The following is a 24,486-nucleotide window of genomic DNA, read 5'->3' on the forward strand; positions in this document are numbered from 1 at the left end:
AAAAACGTGCGATCTCCAAAGCAGATGGAGATCGCACGTTTTTTCCTTCTTTTATTCCAGCCGCTTTTTGAAATATCCCTCGGCACAGTAAATGGCACCGCAGGGATTATGCGCCAGAACGCGATCCTTGGCAACCAGCGTTGTGACCATGGCGTCCGAATACTTATAAAACATCGAGTCGTGTCCCACACAAAGTCCGACCTCAATGTTGAAATCGGTGTGCTGTTCGTTCAGAAGCTTTGCCTGTGCGATGGGGTTGCACATGGCCTCAAATTCGCCGGGGTGGATCTTGACCTCTTCTGGGATGCCCACTTCTTCCTTGGAGATGCCACCGGTCTTGCAGATGACCGACACCACCTCAAACCCCTGCGCACGGAGCAGGTCGGCCACGATGCGGGCTTCTTTCCGCAGACCTTTGCAGAATGCAAGACCCAGCTTGTGGTAGCCCATCCGCTTGCAGAACTCCACCGTCTCCTTCAGGCGGGGCCATTGACAGTAGCCCAGCCCCTCAATGGCCGAACAGTTGACGTAGAAATCGTGATTCTCAGGCAGATCATAGCCGGCGCGGGCGGCCTCCATCACCGAAGCATTCCGCATAGGGCAGTTTCTGGGCATCTTTTCCGGCGCGTTGTTGGCGCAGGCCAGAACCGTACAGTTCGCACAGGTATACACTGTCTTGTCCTCCCTAATCTTATAAATAATAGGTCAGCGCATCGTCCATACTGCGGTAGATGTGTTTTTCCATTTCAGCCCGTGCGGCCAGCGCATCCCGTGCTTCCAGCGCCGCATAGATCTTTTTATGCTCGCTCTGGGAGTTGAGGGCATAGTCCAACTCGCTCATTTCCACACCAACGGACAGACCGTTCCACAGCTCCGAGAGAAGATTGCGCATTTTTTCATTGCCGGAAGCTTCCCAGATCTCAAAATGGAAGGACTGGTTGTAGTCAGTATAATTTCCGGCCTGCTGATGAGAAAGAGCCTCCTCTGCAGTATCCACGCAGTTTTTGATTTTGGACAGGTCGGCATTGTTCTGGCAGCAGAGCATACAGGCGGTGCCTTCCAGCGCAGCGCGCAGCTGGTAGTGCTCCCGAATCGTTTTTTCCGTCACGCCCAGCACAATGGCACACTTGTTTTGCTTGACTTCCAGCAGACCGTCACGGGCAAGGATCTGAAAGGCCTCCCGCACCGGCGTGACCGACACGCCCAGTTCCTGTGCGGTGTTTTCCAGCGTGAGTTCTGCGCCCTCCGGGATGCTTTTTGAGATAATGGCTTTCCGCAAAGCGGAAGCTACCCGCTCGCGGGCGGGCAGCAGCTTAATGGGTTTCAGTCCCAGCATATTGACTCCTTATCGTTAAAATCAGATGCAGCAGTTCTTCTTCATAGGTGTTCCATGCATCCAGCACATCAGGGGAACCCTGACGGTCCAGCATCAGCAGGCGGGACAGCCGGTCGTTCACCGGCGCAGGACGTGCGCTCACGGCAAAGGCAATGTAGGTCTCCTGAATGCTCTCCAGCAGCTTGCGGTGCAGCGGATAGGGCAGGACGGTCCGCAGGGTACGGTGCTGCAGCATCTCGCCGCCTGCCAACATCGCATCCTGCGGCAGCGTACGCATGGCCTGCCGTTCCAACTGAGCCCCCAATGCCAGAATTTGGCGCAGGGCATCTTCGTTCAAATCAGCAGCTTTTACATGGTTGTTGGGCAGGCGGATGATAAGACCCTGATATTCAAGGATCATCAAGGCCTCCCGCACCGGCATCCGAGAGACACCGAGACTCTCTGCCAGTTCGTTCTGGGTCATTTCAGTGCCCGCCGGGATCTGCCCAGATAAAATGGCCTGCTGCAGGGCTTCCACCACACCGCCGTTTTTCTTCTGGATGCCGATATATTCCATAGAGTCCTCCGTGCAAATGTCTTTTTTATATTGTATCCAATTTTACAATAAAAAGCAAGACTTCCTTTATGACAAACAAAAATACTCGGCAGATTCCTTATGAAAAATCTGCCGGATATAGACCGGATGCCCTTGGAGCGTTCCATTCTGAAAAATTGCAGGGCAAATGCAAGCTGTGTTAGCTGTTATGTAACCTTGTCAATCAATCTTCCATTCTTCCATGGTCACAGCCAAGTGACAGGTAGTGCTCAATCTCCCCATCCAGCACAAGCTGTGCATACTCCAGCGGCTTATTGTACAGCAGCCAGTCCAGTTCTGCCCGTTGTGCCGGGGTGTTGCCGTATTCGTCCTCCACGGCGATGCAGTCGATGGCAAGGGTAGTGCCACCCTCGAACCGAGCTTCCACCCGGTTGGTGTCCATGTTGTAGCGGCAGGAAAGCAGTTTGTTCATAAGGAAACCTCTTTCTATATAAAGTAGTGTCTGTTCGATTGTCCAAATCCCTGCCATGAATCGTAGTTGTTGACGTACATTTGATGCTTAGTCTGAACAGGCAAGATTTCAGCTGCTGTTTTGGGCTCGAACCTGACCGGTTTCCCGGCTTTGCATAAAAACTCAATGCCTGTTTAAGGGGCTGATTTTGGCTCTGCACATTTTTGCACACCGGAACGGCTGGATAACGGATGCAAGAGGGAATAACAGGTGCAAAGGGTGCAGCAGATGCAAAACACAAATTTACGGCAAAACGATAAAAACGACGAATCTACGCAATTCTGAAAATTGACGATTGTTGCACGTTGGTTTCTCTTAATCAGTGGGCCCAGGGTTCGAGTCCCTGGAGGTGTACTGGATATTTAACGTCAAATCGTAAGATTCGGCGTTCTTTTTTGTTATGTAACCCCGAAAAATCGGGGTCTGCACGGTCAACGCACGGTTTTTGCACGGTTGGTGTTTTCATAGGAATCCTCTGCATGGGCTGGAATTACTTTGAAATGCGTGGTAAATTTTGCATCAAGTCAACAGAGCCAGACGGAGCTGCGCCTTTACTTCGGGGTCTGCATTCTTCAGAAGTTCCAGCAGAGCCGTCATGGAGATGGTCGGTTCGCCTGCGGCGGGCACAGCCTGCGGGCTGGTCGTGCCGGAAAGAAACCGCTGCTTCTGCTTTTTGGTCAGTTCCTGCTTTTTTCCCTCGATATACGAACCGCAGGGCGTTTTGCTCAGGGTCGTGTAGAGGTTCTCCATGTGGTAGGGCTTGAGTTTTTGCATCTCCATGCTGCCGATACCGCTGGACGGCATGGTACTGGAGAGCGAAGCCATGGTGAAACAAGCCGCCCTCACCGGAGAATCTATGCCAGTATGCAAGACCACCGGTGCCACCGTCTACGCCGGAACAGTGGTGGAAGAGGGCGAATGCGTTCTTGTGGCCAAGGCAGAGGGCAGTGCCAACCGCTATGCCGCCCTTTCCTGTATACTGTTCATGCTGTAGTTGGTTCATTGCAGTTTCAGCTTACAATAAAAATGAGATAGGCAACCCCTTTCGGGGAAGTCTATCTCATTTTTTCGTTTGGGCTATTTTCCAACAGCCCTCTTGACATATCCCGAGATCAGAAGCCGTTTTTACGGTTCAATGACATTGAAGGTCTTTTCAAATTTGGAGGCATACGCCAGCAGGCGTTTCAGGACTGTGGCATCGCCGCTGATCTGGACTTGACCTGCCTGCTGACCGGTCATCAGAGCAAACAACTGAAGCCGCCGACAAGTAACGGACGCCTGCGCATCCGGGCGATTCTCGCCAGGATAGGTCAGCAGCACGCCGTTCTTGCGGGTGACATAGAACTGCTCATTCTCATCCGTTACGGTCAGATTCAGGGTTAGGTCATCGTTCTGTGCAGCGTTGGCATCCGTCAGGATGGCGATATAATCCAACAGCATGGAAACCGTCATTGCTCGCATACTGTTGGTGAGACCATTTGCCGTGCGGGCCCGCCCAGACAGATTGCCGTTCCGCAGTTCCGCCGCACCCATCAGGTAGGCGTTGCGCCACGCACCGGATTCCGCCTGATAACCCAACTGCTCCAGCGCATCGGCGCACAGGTTGCGTGCCTTCTGGTTGGACGGGTCTGCAAAGACCAGCTCCTTGGTGATCTGTGCCACCCACTGATATTCGCCCTTTGCATAGTCCTTTTTTGCCTTGCAGAGCACCAGCTCCGTGCTGCCCAGATATTCTACAAGCTTCTTAGCGGCATCGCTGGGCGGGAGCGGGTCCAGGTTGACCGGGTTCGCATCGTACCAGCCCAGATACTTCTGGTAGATGGCTTTGGCGTTATGCGGCAGCGTGCCGTAATACTGGCGGGTATACCAGACTTTTTCGAGGGCATCCGGCAGCGAGATCATGGCGGCGATCTCGTTGGAGGTATAGCCCTGATTCATGTAATGCAGGGTCTGGTCGTGGATAAACTTATAGATGGCTGCCGTATTCAGCAGATATTCATGGATCTCCTCGCCCCAGTGCGGCCAGTTGTGGCTCTGGAACACCACGTCGGTCTTGTCACAGAAGCGCTGGTCAGCCTCGATGATGTACTTCGCCCAATCGTTGGCATCCCGCACCTGTGCGCCACGCAGGGTGTAGAGGTTGTGCAGGGTGCCGGTGCAGTTTTCGGCCATCCAGAGGGCACGGTACTTCGGGAAATAGGCGTTCATTTCGGCAGGGGCTTCGGTGCCGGGGGTTAGTTGAAATTCGATCTCCAGCCCGTCGATGGTCAGCTTTGGAACATCTTCCCTGATCTCATAGGTCGGTGCAATAAGGCTCACCTGACCGGTAGACTGTCCCATGCCGATGCCGATGGAGAGTGCTCCTTTCTCCCCTTTTTCCAGCACCGTACCATACTGATACTGCGCACGCCGGGCCATTGCGATGCCGGCATAGACGTTTTCGCTGATGGCGTGTTTCAAAAATCCTTCCGGTGCGAGGATGACCGTTTTGCCCGAGGCAAGCTGTTTGTCGATGGAAAGGCTGGGGTCCGCTACATCGTTCCGGTCGATCGCACCCTCTGCGCCGCCAAAGTGATCCACATGGCTATGACTGTACAGCACAGCTTTGACATCCAGCGGTCCGAACCGGTTTTCCATCAGCGCTTTTGCTGCCTGCATATTTTCTTTGCACATCAGGACATCAAAAATAATCCAGCCGTTGTTGGTGCGGATGAAGGTCGCATTGGCCATATCAAAGCCACGCACCTGATAGATGCCGTCACATACTTCAAACAGACCGGCTTTGGCATTGAGCTGGGTATTCCGCCACAGGCTCGGGTTGACCGTATCCGGCGCATCACGGTCCAGATCCCCATAGCCTTGCAGATCCCATGCCGTTGTTCCGTCATCGTTGTAGATGACCCTGCCTTCCTGATTGTCCAGCAGGCCACGTGCTGCATTGTCAAGTTCCCGCCGGTCTGAAAAATCCAGCTTTTCATACCATTCGGCGTTCTTTTCTGCCGTGATAGCAGTTGCCTCTTCGATCTCGCCCGGCTGGGTGGAGTCCTTGAAAATGTCTGTGATAAAGTTCAGACTGTTTTCATCGGTACTGCCTGCTGCGTGCGCGGTCAGGGATGCGCCGCAGGCTAACGCCGCAACCGCTGAAGTGGAAAGAAAGTTTCTGCGGGTCATCTTCATGGTGGTTTGCCTCCTTTATATCTGGATTTATTTTACACAGACCGTGGGCGTCTGCCGGCTTTTCCGCGTGGCAGAACTGGTTGATTGGCGCACGGGTACTGTTCGGTGTTTCTGTGTGGGTTGAAACCTTTCGGGTCGCATCAATCAGAGCCAGTGGAAAGGCGTACAGATACGTCTGTTCCAGAAGTTCCTGCGCCGCCATCGTTTGTTGTACTGCTGCGGCTTTCTCCACAGGAAGAAGCGCGGTTGCGCATACCACCGCAGCCGCAGTGGAAACATTCAGAAAATCTCGGCGAGTCATTTTCATAGCGGAAGCTCTCCTGTCAGACCTCTCGTTTGATGTGCTTCATACATCTTGCGAAAAACCATTTGACCTTCTATGTTACAGAATACACAGAAAATGCCTGAAAGTCAACGGTTTCCGCACTTTCGACATTAAAAACGTGAATATTGACAAAAACGCTCGATGTAAATTGGCGAAAACTCCGTTGAAATGAATTTTAATCAAGCCGTTCTTGTGCTCTGCACGGAGGTATGCTATACTAAACATATCCAACTGACAAAGGAGTATGGCGATGAATGATCTGCATGAGTGGTTTCAGAAAAATGACCTTTGCCCAGAAAACATCTTGTATCTTTACCGTAACGACCGCAAAACGGTCGTTCACCGCATGGATGGGGAAGAAGCTGCGCTGTATGCTCCGCTGCACAGCGTCTTGTCTGTTTTGCCGGAAGACCGGTTTCTGAACATCAGCAAAGGGATCGCAGTGTGCCGCAGCCAGATCGTAAATATCAGCAACGATGGGGTCTATACCATGTCCGACGGGCGCACCTTTCAGGGACGCAAGCGTGGGATGAGCGACCATCGCCGCCTGCGTGCGGAGATTGGGGTGGCAGACACACAGCCCCACTCCATGAACATGAGCCTGCTGGAAAAATGCAGCCTGCTGGACGATATGCCGCTGGCGTTCTGCGTCATTGAGCTGGTCTTTAATGAGGACGGGCATGGCGTGGATTTCATCTTCCGCTACTGCAACGCAGAAATGGCAAATATCGAGGGTGTGCCAGTGGAAGAAATGCTGGATCGCTCTTTTTACAAGGTGTTCCCCAATGGCGATAAAAAGTGGCTGGTATCGTATGCAGATGTGGCGTTGAACGGCACAAAGCACACGCTTCACGATTACAGCCCGGAGGCGGATAAATACCTGACCATCCATTGTTACCAGCCGGAGCCGGGGTATTGTGCCTGCGTGCTGCAAGCAACAGATCCGTGACGGTGACACATTAAAAAGAACCACAAAAAACCAGAACTGCATCGCTGATTCAGCCCGCAGTTCTGGTTTTTGCTTATTTGTTTTTTACCAGCAGCGCCTGATACGGCTCCAGCTCCACATCAGCCAGCCAGACGGAAGCGCCCTCCGGGGTGTGATACTTACCGCCCAGCGCGTCCAGACTTGCCCCTGCCGGGTACTCGGTAAAGTTGAACAGTCCCACCAGCGTTTCCTCGCCGCGCTTGCGTACCAGCGCCAGCACGCCGGGGTTGTGGCTGTCCCATGTGGTCACCCACGCATCCGGGGCAAAGCAGGGGTCTGCCCGCATCTGGCGCAGCTGCTCCATGCCCTGCCACAGCTGGTTTTGCAGCGTGCCCTTTTGGGTGCGCTGTTTGGCATCTTCCCAGTTGAATTTGCTGCGATGCAGATTGCGGCTGTCCTCCACACGGTCAGGGTCGTTTTTGTAATCCCAGCCGTTGAGCTGCGCAATCTCATCGCCGCAGTTCAGCATGGGGAAGCCCTGCAAAAACGCCATGGCGGTGTGCAGCAAAAGGTCACGCTTCACGGCGTAGTCCAGTGCGGTTTTATCGTCCTTTTCCAGTGCCTGCTCCACGCCGCACAGGCTGGCGGTGGTGCCGCAGCTCCGGGCATCGCCGGTGGCGGGGTCGTAGTTGTACAGCTCGCCCTTTGCCCAGCTGCCGGGGAAATTGCCCTCATAGAAGTGGTACAGATATTCTTTATGCTTCTGCGGGTCGATGCCAAGCCGGTTTTCCACCGCCTCGTCCAGACCCCAGCCGATATCATCGTGGCAGCGCAGATAGTTTACAAACCAGCAGTTGTCCGGCAGGGCGTGCAGGGCATCCAGCTGCGCCTTCAGCAGCCGGGTGTCCCGGCTGGCAAGGGCACCCCACAGGTTGACCATGGTGGACACGTTGTAGAGCATATGGCATTCCGGCTTTTCCGGGGTGCCGAAGTACGCCGCCAGCTCCTTGGGAGCCATGACCACCTCGCCCTTGAGGATGACCGCCGGGCAGACGCATTCCAGCACCATGCGCAGCATCCGCACGATGGTGTGCACCTGCGGCAGGTTGCGGCAGGTGGTGCCCAGCTGCTTCCAGATGTAGGGCACGGCATCAATGCGGAACACCTCCACGCCAAGGTTGGCGAGGTGCAGGATGCTCTTGGTCATGTCTACGAACACCGCCGGGTTTCCGTAGTTCAGATCCCACTGGTAGTCGTGGAAGGTGGTCAGCACCCACTTGTGCATCTCCTCACACCATGTAAAGTTGCCGGGGGCAGTGTTGGGGAACACCTGCGGCACCGTCTGCTCGTACTGGTCGGGGATGGTGCGGTCGTCATAGAGATGGTAATAGGCCTGAAACCACGGGTCTCCGGCTTTTGCCGCCATCGCCCAGCGGTGGGTGCTGGCGGTGTGGTTCATGACAAAATCCAGACACAGGCTGATGCCCGCCTTGCGCAGTTCACGGGTCAGGTTTTCCAGATCCTTGTTGGTGCCAAGTGCCGGGTCTACGGTATCGAAATCCTCCACCGCATAGCCGCCATCGTTGTGGGGGTGGGGCATCTGCAAAAGGGGCATCAGGTGCAGATAGGTCAGCTTCTGCTCCTTGAGGTAGGGCAGCTTCTTTGCCAGTTCTTTCAAATTTCCGGCAAAGAGGTCGGTGTACATGGTCATGCCGAACATATTGCCCCGCTTGTACCACTCCGGGTCGGCAGAGCGTGCCTTGTCCAGTGCTTTCAGCTCGGCGCTGCGGGCGTTGTAGGCTTCTGCCATCTCCCGCTCCAGAACCTCCAGCCCTTCCCGGTTGTGGTACAGTTCCATGAACAGCCATTCCAGCTCGTCCTTGTGCTTGGCAAACCGAGACTCAAATTCCTGTTTTGCTGCCATGGTTCAGCCCTCCACTTCCGCAAGGGTGGGCATGGCGGGGATGGCACCATGGCGGCTGGTGGTGATGCTGGCCGCTTTGTTGGCAAAGGCCAGAATGCTTTCCAACTTGTCCACCGTCAGGGTGTCCAGCTCCTCCTTGCAGAGCTTGGACAGGGCAGCCCCAAAGAAGGTATCGCCTGCGCCGTTGGTGTCGCCCACCTTGCAGGGAACGCCAGCCACATGGCCGGTCTTGTCTCCAAAGCGGTAGAACACGCCGTTTGCACCCAAGGTGACAAAAATCAGCCGGATGCCGTTCTGTGCCAGTTGTGCCGTGCCGCTTTCGCAGTCGGTGGTGCCGGTGAGCAGGGGCAGCTCCTCATCGGAAACTTTCAGAATATCCACCAGCGGCAGGGGAGCCTTCATCTGGGCAATGGCCTCCTCTTTGTTCTTCCAGAGGTTGGCACGGTAATTGGGGTCATAAGTAATGACAGCGCCCAGCTTTTTAGCGCGGGCAGCGGCATCCAGCGTGGCAGTGCGGGAGGGGTCAGCGGTCAGGCTGACAGAGCCGAAGTGGACGATTTTCGCGGCTTTCAGAGCCTCGTCCGAAATGTCCTCTTTGCTCAGCATCACGTCAGCGTTGGCGCTGCGGTAGAAGCTGAAATCCCGCTCGCCGGTGGCATCCACCGAGACCACCGCCATGGTGGTGGGGTGGTCTGCATCCACCGCCATGCCGGAAACATCCACCTTGTTTTCTGCCAGAACCTCTTTCAGGTAGCGGCCAAAGGCATCCGCACCCACCTTGCCGATAAAGGCAGTCTGTGCGCCCAGTTTAGAAGCAGCCACGGCCAGATTTGCCGGGGCACCGCCGGGGTTTGCGGCAAACTGAGGAATGCCGCGCGCATCCTTGCCGGTCTGGGTCAGGTCGATCAAAACTTCACCAATCGTTACAATGTCCATGATAATTCTCCTTATTCTTGATGTGAAACCCAACGATCACCGTTGGAACAGATAATGAATGTAAGCGGCTGCACGCTCCGGGTGCGGTGCATTCTGCACCACCCCAAGATAGACTCTGCCAGAAAAACCTGCCTGCCTGACAAACGGCGTATCCGAAATATCCAGCACGGTCCCACCGGCGTTCAGACCCGACAGGGCATGGAAAGACGGATCCAGCGTCCGCAGATCGAGAAAATAATCATCTGCCAACAGTCGGTCCCGTGCATATTCGTCCATCAGAACAACATCTAACCGCTGGGCACTGACTGCACCGAGCAGCTTCATCTCCGAAGCATATACATACTGCTCCTCTGCGCGTTCGCTCTCGCTGAGCAGCAAGCCGGACAGCAGATCGACCTGTTGCTTTTTGGTCAGACCCTGCGCCTCGGCAAAGCCGGTGGTAAGCTGTTCCGTCAGATCAGACCCGGCAGTGATATTTACCAGACCAAGGTAAAGCACATCCTCTTTTTTCGTCACATGGCGGTAGGCTGCATAGCCAAGGATATAGACGACGATGAGCACGATCGCAATGGGCAGCTTGTAATATGCCCAGATGTGCTCCCACTTTTTGTACCCATGGAGGGAGCGGAGCGTATCCCGGTCAGTTTTTGTCATGGTCGTATTCCTCGTGTACTGCGTCAGGGTCTCCACCGATCAGATAGAGGATCCGAAGCATCAGAAAGGAGCAGATCATGGCGCAGAAGCCCATGCCCAGCAGGAATGCAGGCGTGAACACAAACACGATGACGTACCCCATGATGCCATAGATCGCCGCCATCAGCAGGGTACAAAACAAATACCGGACACCCACGAGAAATGCTGTTTTCAGAATGCCGAAGGTGGTGTTTTCAAAGCGTGCCAGCAGGGGAAAGGTATACAGCAGAACGATGCCGTACAGAACTGCCGCACCAATAAGCACTGCAGTGAGCAGCGTCCAGAAAATGTTTTCGCTCCACATTCGGCGCAGCACAAAGCCATCCGCAGCCAGGAAACTGCCGACTGCCAGCAGGATAAGCCAGAGTTTTGTGGCAGGCTTAAAATTTTCCCGGAACGCCTTAAAAAACATCCGGGTCAGACCATCGTCCCGATCTTCCGCCATTTTGAGCGTGACGTAGAACAGTGCGGTCGTAGAAGCCCCTATGGTAACGATGGGCAGGCTGCACACGAGCCATAAGATGTTCAGGTAAGCACTGTAAGTCAATTTCGTCAGCACAGCAAACAGCGGCTTGTCCGTATTGCACAGGTCACGCATGGGGGTTCTCCTTTCGCTCAATCTCCTGTGGATTCGCGCAGGATCAGGTTGGTTTCCGTATAGACGGTGCGATAGTTCAGCGATGGCTCTTCGATGCGGGTCATAAGCAGATTGGCAGCGGTGTAGCCCATGATCTGTTCATGGATATGGATCGAAGTCAGACGGGGGACAAAGTAGGAAGCCTCCTGACTGTCATCGAAGCCGCAGACCCAGATATCATCGGGAACCGAATACCCCAGCTCATTCAATGCCTTGACCAGATCCATGGCAACAAAGTCATTGGCGCAGACAAAGGCATCCGGCATCGTTTTGAACCGACGTATGGTTTCGTACAGGGATGCCGGATAGTTCTGCTGTCCAGATGGCATCGCACAGGTGCTCAGGCCTTCTGTCAGACCAAAGTGCTCCATTGCATCCTTATAAGCCATATAACGCTCAAAGAAGGACTGACAGTGGTTTTTATCCCCCGCAAAGCTGATGTGTTTTTTGCCGCGCTGGACCATGTGGGCCACCGCATTCTGGATCTCAATGCGGTTTTCCATATAAAGGCGGTCAGCTTTAAGAGGAGGACGCATATCCATCACAGGGGTGTCTACAAACAGCAGCGGAACATCCAGATCGCACAGCATCTGTGCGTAGTCATAGTCGAATACTTCAAAGCAGATGATGCCGGCTGTGCGCTGGATGTTAAGAGAAGATGGAAGTTTTTTCTCTTTCAGCTCTATGGGAGAAATGCGATGGATGGTCATGCCGCTGTGAAGATGGTCGATTTCCGCCTGGAAACGATCCAGCATCATGGAGGAAAAGTGAGAGCTGCTCAGAAACTGGGTCGTCAGCATGGCGATCTCCCGTTTGTCACTCGGCAGAATGAAAGGCTCTGCTGCTTTTGCAGCGTTTTCCTGAAACAGCGGCAGATAGGCAAACTGCTTATAGCCCATTTCGGCGGCTTTGCGCAGGATCTTTTCCCGTGTGGCATCTGCCAGCACACCGGTGTTGTTGATGGCCTTTGAAACTGTGTTGCGGGAAAGCTGCAGTTCGTCGGCAATATCCTGAATGGTGACTTTGGTTGCCATAAGTCATCCTCTTTCTTTATAATATAGGGGCAGATATCCTTTTATAGATAAAGTCTGGTGACGGTTCGTATTCTTTATGACTCCAGTATAGTGCAAATGCACAAATTAGTCAAATGTAAAAATGCAAATCATCATTTTGCATATTTACGCACTTTCGAATTTGTGCACCTGTACGAATGCACAGTATTTCTTTATGTATCCCATGAATTATCATTGACATTCGCTTGTTTGCGTGGTATAAATGAATTAGAGAATTTTACATTTGCACAATCGAAATGAAAAAAACGTAAAATTCAAAGGTGCAAATGTAAAACACTGATCAAGCGGCAAACAAATCAAAAGGAGGAGAATGATTCATGAAAGCAAAGACAGCCTCGCCGGAAACGGCTGTGTTGACGGCAGAACGCAAGCTGCACAACACATGGGTCTACATCAAACGGCATTGGCAGCTTTACCTGTTGTTCCTGCTGCCTGCCGTGGTGCTGACGCTGGTGTTCAAGTACGCTCCCATGGGCGGTGTGCTGATCGCATTCCAGAAGTACAATCCCTTCAAGGGCATCTGGGGCAGCGAGTGGGTAGGCTTCAAAAACTTTACCCGCTTCATGTCCTCGCCGGACTTCCAGCGCTATCTGATCAACACCCTGAAGCTGAGCGTCTACGGTCTGCTGTGGGGCTTCCCGATCCCTATCCTGCTGGCATTCCTGCTCAACCGTATCGAGAGCAAGAAGATCAAGCAGAAGGTGCAGCTGGTGCTGTATATGCCCAACTTCATCTCGGTCATCGTGCTGTGCGGTATCGTCCGGGTGCTGCTGAGTGTCACCGGTCCGGTGAACGGCCTGCTTCACACCAGCATCAACTTCATGACGCTGCCGGAAGCGTTCCGCCCCATCTACATCATCAGCGGCATCTGGCAGGGTGCCGGCTGGGCATCCATCATGTACACCGCATCCCTTTCTAACGCCAGCAAAGATCTGAAGGAAGCTGCGATGATCGACGGCGCAAACCTGATCCAGCAGATCATGACGGTGGAGTGGCCCGCCATTAAGGATATGGTCGTTATTCAGTTTATCCTGCAGGCAGGCAACATCATGAGCATCGGTTTTGAAAAAGCCTATGCCCTGCAAACTGACCTGAACCTGAACACGGCCGAGATCATTGCAACGTATGTTTATAAAAAGGGCCTGTTGGACGGCGATTACAGCTTTTCCACGGCAGTCGGTCTGTTCAACACCGTTGTCAACGTCATCCTGCTGATCGCAGTGAACAAGGTCGTTGCCAAAATGAACGATGGCAAGGGCTTGTAAGGAGGGGTTTACCATGGCAAAACAGAAAAAATCAAAAATGGCCCTCTACACCAGACAAGATAAGATCATCCTGTACTGCGGCTACGCACTTCTGGGCGTGTTCCTGCTGGCGATCATCATTCCGATGATCTACATCGTCATCGCGTCCTTTATGGACCCGGTCACTCTGCAAAACAAGGGCATCTCCTTTGATTTCAGCAAGTGGAGTCTGGATGCTTACCAGCGTGTCGTTTCGGACAAGCAGATCTGGGTCGGCTTCAAGAACGCAGTACTTTACTCGATCATCTTCACCATCATCTCGGTAGCTGTGACGATGCTTGCCGCTTATCCCATGTCGCTGCCGGACTTCAAAGGCAAAAGTATCTTCAACACCTTGTTTGTGATCACGATGTTTTTCAGCGGCGGTCTGATCCCCACCTACCTGCTCATCAACAATCTGGGTCTGCTGGATTCCATGTGGGCGGTCATTCTGCCGGGAGCATTCAGCGTGTGGAACATGATCATTGCCCGTACCTATTATCAAGGCATCCCGCGTGAGCTGCGTGAAGCTGCGGATGTGGATGGAGCCAGCGAGATGCTTTACTTCTTCAAGATCCTGCTGCCCGTCTGTATGCCGGTGGTGGCAGTTCTGGCTCTGTGGCAGTTCGTGGCAATGTGGAACAGCTACTTTGACGCCATGATCTACCTGAACAGCGCATCGAAGCAGCCGCTGCAGCTGGTGCTGCGTTCCATCCTGATCCAGAGCCAGCCGGAATCCGGTATGATCGCAGATATCCAGAGCACTGCCGAACGTGCGAAGATGGCAGAGCTGCTCAAATATGCAACCATTATTATTTCCAGTCTGCCGCTGCTGGTGATGTATCCCTTCTTCCAGAAGTATTTTGATGCCGGCATCATGGCTGGTTCCATTAAAGGCTGAGGATATTCCAGAATTTTATGAGCCGGTACGCTCATCTGTCACACGAAAAAGAAACATGAAAAAGGAGAAAATACCATGAAAAAGCTGATCTCTCGCCGCAACTTCCTCAAGGTCTGCGCTCTGGCGGGCTCTGCCGCTGCTCTGTCTGCCTGTGGCGGCGGCAAATCCAACGGCGGCAACAATTCTGCTGCCGCAGCTGTGGACGTAACCGGTGCCGTTGAATTTCCGCTGTCCGAAAAGGTCACCTTTACCGGTATGACCAGCTTCCCTGTGGGCAGTGAACCCGAGCCGAACAACCGCACCATCTTCAAGCGTCTGGAAGAGCAGACCAATGTGCACATCGACTGGACCGCCATCCAGTCCGACCAGTGGAGCGATAAGATCACCCTGAATATGTCCAACCCCAACACCCTGACGGATTTTGTTTTTACTGCTGATTTTACCGACAGCAATCTGCTGCGCTACGCAGATCAGGGTGTCATCCTCAATCTGGAAGACTACATTGACAACAATATGCCGAATCTCCAGAAGGTCTTTGAGAAGTACCCGGAGTACCGCACCATGTGCACCGACAGCGATGGCCACATCTGGGCACTGCCCTGGATCGAGCAGCTCGGCGCAGAAAAGACCGCCATCCAGACCGTTGGCAACATGAGCTTCATCAATACCAAGTGGCTGAACTTCCTCGGTCTGTCGATGCCCACCACAGTGGACGAGTTTGAACAGGTGCTGATGGCATTCCGTGATAACGCCGCTTCTATCAAGGCAGAGTATGGCATTGACGGCGACATCATCCCCATGTCCTGCATCGTCAACAACGGCGATCAGGATCCCAGCATCCTCATCAATGGCTTTGGCGAAGGCTACGGCGATGCAGACAAAGACCGCCATATCGCCGTTACCAACGACCGGAAAGTCATCTGTGCCGCCACCCAGCAGGGCTACCGTGATGGTCTGGACTGGCTGCACAAGCTGTATGCCGAGAAGCTCATTGACCCGGAGTGCTTCACGCAGGAGTGGTCCACCTATGTTTCCAAGGGCAAGGCTGGCCGCTATGGTGTCTGCTTCAGCTGGGATGTTGCCAACATTGACAACCTGACCGACTGGGAGCCGCTGCCTGCCCTGACCGCCGATACCCGCAATATCACCCCGCAGAACGGCTCTTTCACCAGCGGCTTTGCCCGCGGCAGATGCGTTGTCACCGCAAAGGCAACTAACCCCGCATTGGTTTGCGCATGGCTGGATCAGATGTACGCTCCCCTCCAGTCTCCGCAGAACAACTGGGGTACTTACGGCGATGCGGAAGGCTTTAATATTTTTGAACTGTCCACCAACGATAAGGGCGAGCCCATGCTGAAGCACGCTCCTCTGGGCGATGCTTCTCCCGTGGAAGTCCGTGAAGCGCAGTGTGTCAGTGGGCCTCTGGCGGTTCTGGATGATTACTATGGTGTATACGTTACCTGCCCGGACGATGCACAGTACCGTCTGGACTGGATCAAGGAGATCTACACCCCGGATATGAACAACGATTATGTCTATCCCAATGTCTTTATGAGCAACGAGGACACCGAGCAGGTCTCTAACCTGCAGGCAGATCTGCAGACCTACATGAATACTCAGAAGGCGGACTGGATCATGAACGGCACTACGGATGCAGAGTGGAACGAATATCTGAGTAAGCTGGAAGCCTACGGCCTGTCCGACTATCTGGGCATTATGCAGAAATATCTGGATGCTTACTACGCATAAGAATTCTTTCCTTTGGAGGATTCCATGAACGATTTGACTTTACAAAAAGCCCGCGCCTACGAGGCCGAGCACGGCGCGGCCATTTCCCCGGCGGAACGCCCTGCCTACCACCTGACCCCCTATGTGGGCTGGCTGAACGACCCCAACGGCTTCTCTTATTATAAAGGGAAGTATCACCAGTTCTATCAGTATAACCCCTACGATGTGCGGTGGGCACCCATGCACTGGGGTCACGCCGTCAGCACCGACCTGCTGCACTGGGAGTATCTGCCCTGTGCACTGGCCCCGGATTCTCCGGTGGACAACGGCCCCGGCTGCTTCTCCGGCTCTGCCACCGAGATGGATGACGGCAAGCAGCTGCTGATGTACACCAGCGTGGTGGCAGAAAAGCAGCCCAATGGGGAGATGCGGGACATCCAGACCCAGAGCATTGCCATCGGTGACGGTCTCGACTACGAAAAGCCTGCCTGCAATCCCGTCCTGACCCAGAAAGACCTGCCGGAAGGCTTCAGCAAGTTCGACTTCCGGGACCCCAAGATCTGGCGTGAGGCCGACGGCACCTACTCCGCCGTCACTGTCTGCCTCGCCGAGGACGGCAGCGGCGCAGCGGCACTGTTCCAGAGCAAGGACGGCTTCGACTGGCACTTTGTCACGGTGCTGGAACGCTGCAACAATCAGTACGGCAAAATGTGGGAGTGCCCGGACTTCTTCCCACTGGACGGCAAGCAGATCTTGATGCTCGGCCCCATGGAGATGCTGCCCAAGGGCGAGTTCCACAACGGTCACAACGTGATTGCCTTCATCGGCAGCTACGACGAAGTGACCCACACCTTCATCAAGGAAAACGTGCAGCTGATGGACGGCGGCATCGACTTCTACGCCACCCAGACCACCCTTGCCCCGGATGGCCGCCGCATCATGACCGCATGGCTGCAGACCTGGTCGGACACCGAGGATAAGCCCCGGGGCTGCAAGTGGTTCGGGCAGACCATCTGCCCGCGCGAACTGCACATCAAGGATGGGCGCATTATTCAGACCCCGGTGCGGGAGCTGGATGCCGTCCACGGTAAGCGCACCTTCCACGAAAATGTGACGGTGCAGGGCGAAACTTCTCTGGAAGGCATCAAGGGCCGTGTGGCCGACCTGACCGTCACGGTGCAGCCCGGCGAATACCGCTCCTTTACCCTCAAGCTGGCTGCTGACGCAGACCATCACACCAGCCTGACCTACGACCCCTACACTTCCGAGCTGGCGCTGGACCGCAGCTATGCCGGTTCCCGTGCCGACATCGTGCACCGCCGCAGCTGCAAGGTCCGCAGCCAGAACGGTGCGCTCAAACTCCGTATCCTGCTGGACAAAAACAGCATCGAAGTTTTCGCTAACGATGGCGAGCAGACCATGACCGCATGGATCTACACTCCCCAGTCTGCCGACGGCATCACCTTTGCTGCCGATGGCAAGGCAACTGTTACGGCGGAACAGTTTGAGCTGAATCTGTAACCTGATATTCCCTTCATTTCTCCTTCATCAATACAGCCCCGTTCTGGATTCCTTCACCAGAACGGGGCTGTGCTTTTTGTATCGGTTCTATGCGCTCTATTTTGATGACGGAGCTTTTTGTTGGGGTAATTCAGCTCACTTGCCCAGATGCCAGATGTCGCGGTCATACTCGGCGATGGTACGGTCGGAGGAGAACATCCCCGCTTTGGCAATGTTCACCAGACACTTGCGCCGCCAGCCCATGGGGTCGCAGGCGTAATCGCTGAGGGCCTGCCCCTTCCGCACGACGTAGGCGTTGAAGTCCGGCAGGGTCTGGAACCAGTCCTTGTGGATCAGCTCGTCGTGGAGACGGGTCAGGTTTTCGGCGTGACCGGTGGCCAGCATCTCGGGGCCGGTCAGGAAGTCGATGGCCCGGCGGATGTTGGCATCGCCCTCCACCCACTGGGCCGGGTCGTAATCGCCCACGGCATAGCGGTGGATGACCTGATCGGAGGTCTGGCCGAAGATATAGATGTTTTCATCGCCCACCTGCTGGCTGATCTCCACGTTGGCACCGTCCATGGTGCCCAGCGTCAGCGCACCGTTCAGCATGAACTTCATGTTGCCGGTGCCGGAGGCCTCCTTGGAGGCAAGACTGATCTGCTCGGACAGGTCACAGGCCGGGATGAGCTTTTCGGCGGCAGTGACGTTGTAATTCTCCACAAAGACCACCTGCAGCCACTTGGACACCTCCGGGTCGGCGGCGATGACCTTGGAGAGGGTCAGCAGGGCGTGGATGATGTCCTTGGCAATGGTGTAGGCCGGAGCGGCTTTGGCTCCGAAGATGCTCACCAGCGGGACAGCAGGCAGGTGCCCGGCCTTGATCTCGTGGTACTGATGGATGAGGTACAGCAGATTCAGCTGCTGACGCTTGTACTCATGCAGGCGCTTGGACTGAATATCGAACAGGGCAGAGGGGTTCATCTGCACCTTCTGGGTGCGCAGCAGCCAGTCCGCCAGCGCTTCCTTGTTGGCCTTCTTCACGGCGGTCAGCTCGCCGAGCACGGTCTCGTCGTCGGCAAAGGCCAGCAGTTTTTCCAGCTCAGCTGCGTCCTTGCGGAAACCGGAGCCGATGCGCTGTTCCAGCACAGCGGTCAGGCGAGGGTCGCATTCCAGCAGCCAGCGGCGGAAGGTGATGCCGTTGGTCTTGTTGTTGAACTTTTCCGGGTACAGCTCGTAGAAGCCGTGCAGCTCCGAATTTTTCAGGATCTCGGTGTGGAGCGCCGCCACGCCGTTGGTGGAGTGGGTGAAGTGGATGTCCATGTGGGCCATATGCACCCGGTCGTCCTTGTCGATGATGGCAAGGCTCTCGTCCTTGGTGCGGGTGCGGGCCAGAGCATCCAGCTTTTCAATAATGGGCATCAGCTGGGGCACAACGGCATCCAGATAGGCGCGGGGCCACTTTTCCAGTGCCTCGGCCAGAATGGTGTGGTTGGTGTAGGCGCAGGTCTTGGTGACGATCGCCACGGCCTCCTCAAACTCGATGCCCTTCTCGCCCAGCAGCCGGATCAGCTCCGGGATGACCATGCTGGGATGGGTGTCGTTGATCTGGATGGCGGCGTAGTCGGCCAGATCATGATAGCAGCAGCCCCGGGCGGCGCACTCGGCCAGAATGAGCTGGGCACCGGCGGAGACCATCAGGTACTGCTGGTACACCCGCAGACGGCGGCCTGCCTCGTCGGAGTCGTCCGGGTAGAGGAAGAGGGTCAGGTTCTTGTCGATGGCGGTCTTGTCGAACGCGATGCCGTCGTGGACGATGCTCTCGTCGATGGTGTCCAGATCGAACAGGTTCAGGGTGTTGGTGCGGCCCTCGTAGCCGGTGACGGCCAGCTTATACAGCCGGGCGGTGTACTCTTTGCCCGCCAGCTCCACCGGATAGGTGACGTCGGTCTTTTCGGCCCAGCTGTGGGCGGTCAGCCACGGGTCGGGCTTTTCGTTCTGGACGCCGTCCTCAAAGGACTGGCGGAACAGGCCGAAGTGATACCGCAGGCCCACGCCGTCGCCGGGCAGGCCCAGCGTTGCGAGCGAGTCCAGAAAACAGGCCGCCAGGCGGCCCAGACCGCCATTGCCCAGAGAAGGTTCCGGCTCCACTTCTTCGATGTCCGACAGGCGCTTTCCGGCAGCAGCCAGTGCATCGCGGGCTTCCTCGTACAGCCCCAGATTGATGAGGTTGTTGGACAGCAGCTTGCCGATGAGAAATTCGGCACTGATATAGTACAGCTTGCGGCCGGTGACGGGCTGCACACGGTCTGCGCTCTTCTGCCGGACAAGCTCCAGCAGAGCGAGGTACAGCTCCTGATCCGTGCAGTCGGCCAGCGGCTTGCCCGTGAGATTCTGTAAGGTCTCGGTGAAGTTCATAAATGGATCCTCCTTTGCTACGGAAAACAGGTTTGACATCTGCAATTCAAGATATACCACATAAAACAATCAAAATCTTGCCTTAAAAGTGCAGACTATGGTACAATCCTATCATCAGGAGGTGAGACGATGCAAAATCAGGCTTCTTTGCAGGAAACCAAGCAGCACGGTGCCGTGCGGTTCCCGTTTAATCTGTATCCCTGCACCATCCCGGGGGATTTCCCGCAGGTGGCGCTCCACTGGCAGGAGAGCATGGAGCTGGTCTTTGTCAAGCGCGGCGCGGGGCTGGTGCAGGTGGGCGCTGTGCCTTACCCGGCCCGCATGGGGGACATCTTCGTTTTTACGCCCGGCACCCTCCACGCCCTGCGGCAGACGGAGGGACAGTCCATGGAATACGAGAATCTTATTTTTGAGCTGGAGCTTCTGGGTGGTGCGGAGGACCTTTGCGCCGAGAAATATCTGCTTCCGCTCCAGAGCGGGCGGCTGTCGCTGCCTGCCCGTCTGACCCCAAACGATTTGTGCTATCTTCAGGCTGCCGCCTGTCTGCGGGAGGTGGAGGAGGCCAACCGCTCGAAGCTCCCCGGCTATGAGCTGCTGGTCAAGGGGGCGCTGCTGCGCTTTCTGGCCCTGCTCCTTGCACAGGGAAAGCAGCAGCTCCCTGCAGAGACCGCCGACACCCAGCGGCTGAAAGCCGTCCTGCAATGGCTCTCGGCCCATTATGCTGAGGCGCTTCGGGTCGCCGATGCTGCCGGGGTCTGCTCCTTCAGCGCCAGCCACTTCATGCGATGGTTCCGGCAGATGACGGGGCAGAGCTTCATCGCCTTTCTGAACGAATACCGCCTGAACGCCGCCGCCGAAGCGCTGCAAACTACGGATGAGACCATCCTGACCATCGCCTCCCGGTGCGGGTTTGAAACTCTCTCCTATTTCAACCGGGCCTTCAAGGCACACTTCGGCATGACGCCGCGGGAATACCGGAAAAAATAGGAGAGGGCAGGCCACCTGAAAAGAAAAATCATCCGCGATAAGATCTCACGAGGTTCAGACCGTTTATGAGAAATGATCGCGGATGATTTTTTGTTTTGAACTCAGACCTCCGGCGGCGGGCAGCAGCTCTCCCGTGGGATGAGCTGGTGCGGCACGATGATCTTTGTGGCCAGAAGGTTCGGATTTTCGATGTGGTTGATGGTCTGGCTGGCGGCTTCCATGCCCAGCTGGTAGGGGTTGACGTCCACGGTGGTCAGCTGGGGGCTGGTGATGCGGGAGAACAGTGAGTTGTTGAAGGACACGATGGAGAGGTCTTTGGGGATGTGCAGCCCCAGCTTGCCGCAGAACTGCTCCAGCACCACGGCAAGGATGTCGTCGCTGACCAGCATGGCGGTGGGACGGTCCGGGGCGGTGAGAAGGGCTTTCAGCGGTTCCTCGTAAGCATCGTTCAGGGTGTTGACCTCCACGCAGTCCTCTTCGCGGGGGGTGATGCCGTGCTTGAGCAGGGACATCTGGTAGCCCCGCCTGCGCTCTGCCGAAAACAGCATCGCATTGCTGACCCCGAAGTAGGCGATGCGGCGGTGGCCCAGCTCGTAGAGGTAATCGGCGGCTTCCTCTCCCGCAAGGGCGTTGTCATTGTCGATGTAGATGGTCTGGTTGGCTGACTGTGCCGCCTTGCCCACAATGACATGGAGCAGCCCTTCGCTGCGCAGATAGGCCGCCACCGGGCAGTCCTTTTTGGAATAGAGCAGGATGAAGCCGTCCGCCTGTGCGTTGGCCACCATGCTCTGGATGGCGTCCAAGATCTCGGCATCGTCCTGCCCGGTGATGACCGTGTTCACATACCGCCGCTGGTTGCAGAACTGCCCGATGCCGCGGATGATCTCCAGATGGAATGCGTTTTCGTAGACATCCCGCTGGGAGGAGGGCAGAATGATGCCGATGGTCTTGGAAAATGCCTCCACCGGCTCGGCCTCAAAGTTCGGCTCATAGCCCAGCTGTGCCATGACGCGGCGCACCCGCTCCTTGGTGTCCCGGCTGATGGAGGGGCTGTCCTTGCAGGTGCGGGACACGGTGGAGGGGGAGACCCCCGCCGCCGCCGCGACATCTTTGATGGTAACTGCCATAGTCTGTTCCTCCCTGATGTAATAGCTCTATTGTAAAGCGGTTCCCACGCGATGTCAATGTTTGCGCAAGGAATTGCGCAAACGGTGCAATCCTGCCCTCTGCGTACCCTCGACAATTTCCACAAAGAATCTCGCAAGCGGTTGTGCGAAACGTAGAAAGTTTATTTTAACTCCAAAAAACTCTTGTAAAAGTTGCGGATTTGGATTATTCTTGTTGCACAAAACTACGCAACTTGAATGCAATAGTTGCACAGAATGATGCAAGAGGAAGAATAAGGAGGAACATCATGACCACAACGACACGTTCTATTGTCGTGACAGCACCCTTCAGCGGAACACTCGTCCCGCTGAGCGAAGTCCCGGATGAGACCTTTGCCAGCGGCGTTCTGGGCGAAGGCATCGCCATCGAGCCGTCCGATGGGCTGTTCTGCAGCCCGGTGGATGGCACGGTGGAGACCATCGCCGAAACGAAACACGCCATTGGCTTTGCGGCAGACAATGGGCTGGAGATCCTGGTCCATGTGGGTCTGGAGACCGTCAGCCTGAACGGCGAGGGCTTCGAAATCCTGGTGAAAGAGGGCGACCGGGTCAAGGCCGGTCAGCCTGTGGCCAAGGCAGACCTTGCGCTCATCCGGGAGCGGGGCCTGAAAACCATCACTTCCATTGTTCTGACCGGCGGCGCAGACGATATGGAGCTGCACTGTGCCGAGGGCATTGCGGCGGCAGGCAAGACGCCGGTGCTGACCCTGACGGCAAAAGAGGCACAGCCTGCCGAGGCAGCGGAAGCAGCACCTGCGGCCAAAGAGGCCAGCGCAGAGAAGCCGAAAAAGAAGGGCTTCATCAACTTCGACTTTTTGCAGAAGCTGGGCAAGGTGCTGATGACCGTCATCGCCGTCATGCCCGCTGCCGGTCTGATGATCAGTCTGGGCAAGCTGGTGCAGATGGGCGGCGGCGACATTGCAGCGGTCATGACCATCGGCACCACCATGGAGAACATCGGCTGGGCGGTCATCAACAATCTGCACATCCTGTTCGCCGTGGCCATCGGCGGCAGCTGGGCGAAGGAGCGTGCCGGCGGTGCCTTTGCGGCCGTGCTGGCGTTTGCCCTCATCAACGTCATCACCGGCAACATCTTCGGCGTCACCAGCGCCATGCTGGAAGACCCCAACGCTGTGACCCACACCCTGTTCGGGCAGGAGATCGCCGTCAACGGCTACTTTACCTCTGTGCTGGGTGCTCCGGCGCTGAACATGGGCGTGTTTGTGGGCATCATCGCTGGTTTCGTGGGCGGCGTGGCATACAATAAATACTACAATTTCCGCAAGCTGCCGGATGCACTGGCCTTCTTCAACGGCAAGCGCTTCGTGCCCATGGTGGTCATCGGCTACTCGGTGGTCATCTCCATCGTTCTGTCGCTGTTCTGGCCTGTGGTTCAGACCGGCATCAACAACTTCGGCATCTGGATCGCCAACTCTTCCGAGACCTCTCCGATTCTGGCTCCGTTCATCTATGGCACGCTGGAACGTCTGCTGCTGCCCTTCGGCCTGCACCACATGCTGACCATCCCCATGAACTACACCTCCTTCGGCGGCACCTACACCATCGCTACCGGCGTCAACGCAGGCAGTCAGGTGTTCGGTCAGGACCCGCTGTGGCTGGCATGGGCCAACGACCTCATCAACTTCAAGAAGGCTGGTGACATGGCCGCTTACAATAACCTGCTGGCTACCGTTACCCCCGCCCGATTCAAGGTGGGCCAGATGATCGGTGCTACCGGTCTGCTGCTGGGCATTGCACTGGCCATGTTCCGCCGGGTGGATGCCGACAAGCGCGCAAACTATAAGTCCATGTTCATCTCCACCGCGCTGGCTGTCTTCCTCACCGGCGTCACCGAGCCGCTGGAATTCATGTTCATGTTCTGCGCCATGCCGCTGTACATCGTGTACGCCCTGCTGCAGGGCTGCGCCTTCGCCATGGCAGGCATCATCCATCTGCGCCTGCACTCCTTCGGCAATCTGGAATTCATCACCCGCATCCCCATGTCCCTGCAGGCCGGTCTGGGCGGTGACATCATCAACTTTGTGCTCTGCGTCGCCGCATTCTTTGTCATCGGTTACTTTGTGGCCTACTTCATGATCGGCAAGCTCAAGCTGGCAACGCCGGGCCGTCTGGGCAACTATACCGACGATAACGCGGACGATACCGCCGCCAAGACCGAGAAAAAGTCGGATAACGGTCAGGCCGAGCGCATCATCGCTCTGCTGGGCGGCCGGGAGAACATCGTGCTGGTGGACGCCTGCATGACCCGTCTGCGCGTTACCGTGAAGGACCCCGCCAAGGTCGCCGACCTCGCCGCATGGAAGGCCGAGGGCGCTCTGAGCCTGCTGGTCAAGGGCGACGGCATTCAGGCCGTGTACGGCCCCAAGGCAGACGTCCTGAAATCTGACATCAACGATATTTTGTAAAG

Annotated in this window: 21 protein-coding genes and 1 pseudogene; 8 read left to right on the forward strand and 14 right to left on the reverse strand. The window is 55.9% G+C overall.

What is annotated here, in order from left to right:
- Window positions 1-51 precede the first annotated feature (51 nt).
- The 5 genes from ACT8X9_RS03205 to ACT8X9_RS03225 form a co-directional block, all read right to left on the reverse strand.
- Window positions 52-672, reverse strand: coding sequence for a DUF1847 domain-containing protein (locus ACT8X9_RS03205; RefSeq protein ID WP_444268106.1), 621 nt, complete (start codon window positions 670-672; stop codon window positions 52-54).
- A gap of 19 nt (window positions 673-691) precedes the next feature.
- The gene (locus tag ACT8X9_RS03210) at window positions 692-1,336 is read right to left on the reverse strand and encodes a GntR family transcriptional regulator (protein WP_117553810.1); all 645 of its coding nucleotides are present in this window, start codon (window positions 1,334-1,336) and stop codon (window positions 692-694) included.
- Complete coding sequence (locus tag ACT8X9_RS03215; RefSeq protein WP_444268108.1) at window positions 1,314-1,892, reverse strand: GntR family transcriptional regulator; 579 nt, start codon at window positions 1,890-1,892, stop codon at window positions 1,314-1,316. The genes ACT8X9_RS03210 and ACT8X9_RS03215 overlap by 23 nt, the downstream gene beginning before the upstream one ends.
- A 202-nt stretch (window positions 1,893-2,094) precedes the next feature.
- Entirely contained in the window at window positions 2,095-2,343 is a 249-nt protein-coding gene (locus ACT8X9_RS03220) for a DUF6061 family protein (protein ID WP_444268109.1), read from the reverse strand.
- A 558-nt stretch (window positions 2,344-2,901) separates the two neighbouring features.
- On the reverse strand, window positions 2,902-3,207 hold the full coding sequence (locus ACT8X9_RS03225) for a hypothetical protein (RefSeq protein ID WP_444268130.1): 306 nt from the start codon (window positions 3,205-3,207) through the stop codon (window positions 2,902-2,904).
- Between ACT8X9_RS03225 and ACT8X9_RS03230 the strand changes: the two are divergent.
- Window positions 3,170-3,343: pseudogene (locus tag ACT8X9_RS03230) on the forward strand (P-type ATPase); the annotation flags it as partial. The gene ACT8X9_RS03225 and the pseudogene ACT8X9_RS03230 sit on opposite strands and share 38 nt — an antisense overlap.
- Window positions 3,344-3,507: 164 nt before the next feature.
- Here the strand turns inward: ACT8X9_RS03230 and ACT8X9_RS03235 are convergent.
- The gene (locus ACT8X9_RS03235; protein WP_444268110.1) at window positions 3,508-5,559 is read right to left on the reverse strand and encodes an alkyl/aryl-sulfatase; all 2,052 of its coding nucleotides are present in this window, start codon (window positions 5,557-5,559) and stop codon (window positions 3,508-3,510) included.
- Window positions 5,462-5,866 carry a twin-arginine translocation signal domain-containing protein gene (locus ACT8X9_RS03240; protein ID WP_444268111.1) on the reverse strand — a complete coding sequence of 135 codons (405 nt, stop codon included), beginning with the start codon at window positions 5,864-5,866 and terminating at the stop codon, window positions 5,462-5,464. The genes ACT8X9_RS03235 and ACT8X9_RS03240 overlap by 98 nt, the downstream gene beginning before the upstream one ends.
- Window positions 5,867-6,134: 268 nt before the next feature.
- Here ACT8X9_RS03240 and ACT8X9_RS03245 point away from each other — a divergent pair, with 268 nt between their 5' ends.
- On the forward strand, window positions 6,135-6,833 hold the full coding sequence (locus ACT8X9_RS03245; RefSeq protein ID WP_444268112.1) for a LytTR family transcriptional regulator DNA-binding domain-containing protein: 699 nt from the start codon (window positions 6,135-6,137) through the stop codon (window positions 6,831-6,833).
- A 73-nt stretch (window positions 6,834-6,906) separates the two neighbouring features.
- Here ACT8X9_RS03245 and ACT8X9_RS03250 read toward each other — a convergent pair whose 3' ends face one another.
- From ACT8X9_RS03250 to ACT8X9_RS03270, 5 genes are read right to left on the reverse strand one after another with little or no spacing between them, the layout of a single operon-like run.
- Complete coding sequence (locus ACT8X9_RS03250) at window positions 6,907-8,736, reverse strand: amylosucrase (RefSeq protein WP_444268113.1); 1,830 nt, start codon at window positions 8,734-8,736, stop codon at window positions 6,907-6,909.
- Between the two features lie 3 nt (window positions 8,737-8,739).
- Window positions 8,740-9,672 carry a carbohydrate kinase family protein gene (locus ACT8X9_RS03255; protein ID WP_444268114.1) on the reverse strand — a complete coding sequence of 311 codons (933 nt, stop codon included), beginning with the start codon at window positions 9,670-9,672 and terminating at the stop codon, window positions 8,740-8,742.
- 36 nt (window positions 9,673-9,708) lie between these two features.
- Window positions 9,709-10,326 carry a hypothetical protein gene (locus ACT8X9_RS03260; protein ID WP_444268115.1) on the reverse strand — a complete coding sequence of 206 codons (618 nt, stop codon included), beginning with the start codon at window positions 10,324-10,326 and terminating at the stop codon, window positions 9,709-9,711.
- Window positions 10,313-10,963, reverse strand: a complete 651-nt coding sequence (locus ACT8X9_RS03265; RefSeq protein ID WP_444268116.1) for a YesL family protein — start codon at window positions 10,961-10,963, stop codon at window positions 10,313-10,315. The genes ACT8X9_RS03260 and ACT8X9_RS03265 overlap by 14 nt, the downstream gene beginning before the upstream one ends.
- Window positions 10,964-10,980: 17 nt before the next feature.
- Window positions 10,981-12,036 (reverse strand): LacI family DNA-binding transcriptional regulator, encoded by a 1,056-nt coding sequence (locus ACT8X9_RS03270; protein WP_444268117.1) that lies wholly within the window; start codon window positions 12,034-12,036, stop codon window positions 10,981-10,983.
- A gap of 356 nt (window positions 12,037-12,392) precedes the next feature.
- Here ACT8X9_RS03270 and ACT8X9_RS03275 point away from each other — a divergent pair, with 356 nt between their 5' ends.
- The 4 genes from ACT8X9_RS03275 (at window position 12,393) to ACT8X9_RS03290 (ending at window position 17,508) form a co-directional block, all read left to right on the forward strand.
- Entirely contained in the window at window positions 12,393-13,340 is a 948-nt protein-coding gene (locus ACT8X9_RS03275) for an ABC transporter permease (protein ID WP_112114530.1), read from the forward strand.
- Window positions 13,324-14,259, forward strand: a complete 936-nt coding sequence (locus ACT8X9_RS03280; protein ID WP_444268118.1) for a carbohydrate ABC transporter permease — start codon at window positions 13,324-13,326, stop codon at window positions 14,257-14,259. Before ACT8X9_RS03275 ends, ACT8X9_RS03280 begins: the two co-directional genes overlap by 17 nt.
- A gap of 75 nt (window positions 14,260-14,334) precedes the next feature.
- Window positions 14,335-16,008 (forward strand): extracellular solute-binding protein, encoded by a 1,674-nt coding sequence (locus tag ACT8X9_RS03285; RefSeq protein WP_444268119.1) that lies wholly within the window; start codon window positions 14,335-14,337, stop codon window positions 16,006-16,008.
- 24 nt (window positions 16,009-16,032) lie between these two features.
- Window positions 16,033-17,508 (forward strand): glycoside hydrolase family 32 protein, encoded by a 1,476-nt coding sequence (locus ACT8X9_RS03290; protein ID WP_444268120.1) that lies wholly within the window; start codon window positions 16,033-16,035, stop codon window positions 17,506-17,508.
- Between the two features lie 135 nt (window positions 17,509-17,643).
- Here ACT8X9_RS03290 and glgP read toward each other — a convergent pair whose 3' ends face one another.
- Entirely contained in the window at window positions 17,644-19,905 is a 2,262-nt protein-coding gene (gene glgP / locus ACT8X9_RS03295) for a glycogen/starch/alpha-glucan family phosphorylase (protein WP_444268121.1), read from the reverse strand.
- A 129-nt stretch (window positions 19,906-20,034) separates the two neighbouring features.
- On the opposite strand from glgP, the gene ACT8X9_RS03300 reads away from it, so the two are divergent.
- Window positions 20,035-20,892, forward strand: a complete 858-nt coding sequence (locus ACT8X9_RS03300) for an AraC family transcriptional regulator (protein WP_444268122.1) — start codon at window positions 20,035-20,037, stop codon at window positions 20,890-20,892.
- 101 nt (window positions 20,893-20,993) lie between these two features.
- Here the strand turns inward: ACT8X9_RS03300 and ACT8X9_RS03305 are convergent, their stop codons facing one another.
- Window positions 20,994-22,019 (reverse strand): LacI family DNA-binding transcriptional regulator, encoded by a 1,026-nt coding sequence (locus ACT8X9_RS03305; protein ID WP_444268123.1) that lies wholly within the window; start codon window positions 22,017-22,019, stop codon window positions 20,994-20,996.
- A 287-nt stretch (window positions 22,020-22,306) separates the two neighbouring features.
- Here ACT8X9_RS03305 and ACT8X9_RS03310 point away from each other — a divergent pair, with 287 nt between their 5' ends.
- On the forward strand, window positions 22,307-24,484 hold the full coding sequence (locus tag ACT8X9_RS03310; RefSeq protein ID WP_444268124.1) for a PTS transporter subunit IIBC: 2,178 nt from the start codon (window positions 22,307-22,309) through the stop codon (window positions 24,482-24,484).
- Window positions 24,485-24,486: the final 2 nt, after the last annotated feature.

The organism is Faecalibacterium sp., assembly GCF_052358865.1.
GTDB lineage: Bacteria > Bacillota > Clostridia > Oscillospirales > Ruminococcaceae > Faecalibacterium > Faecalibacterium butyricigenerans.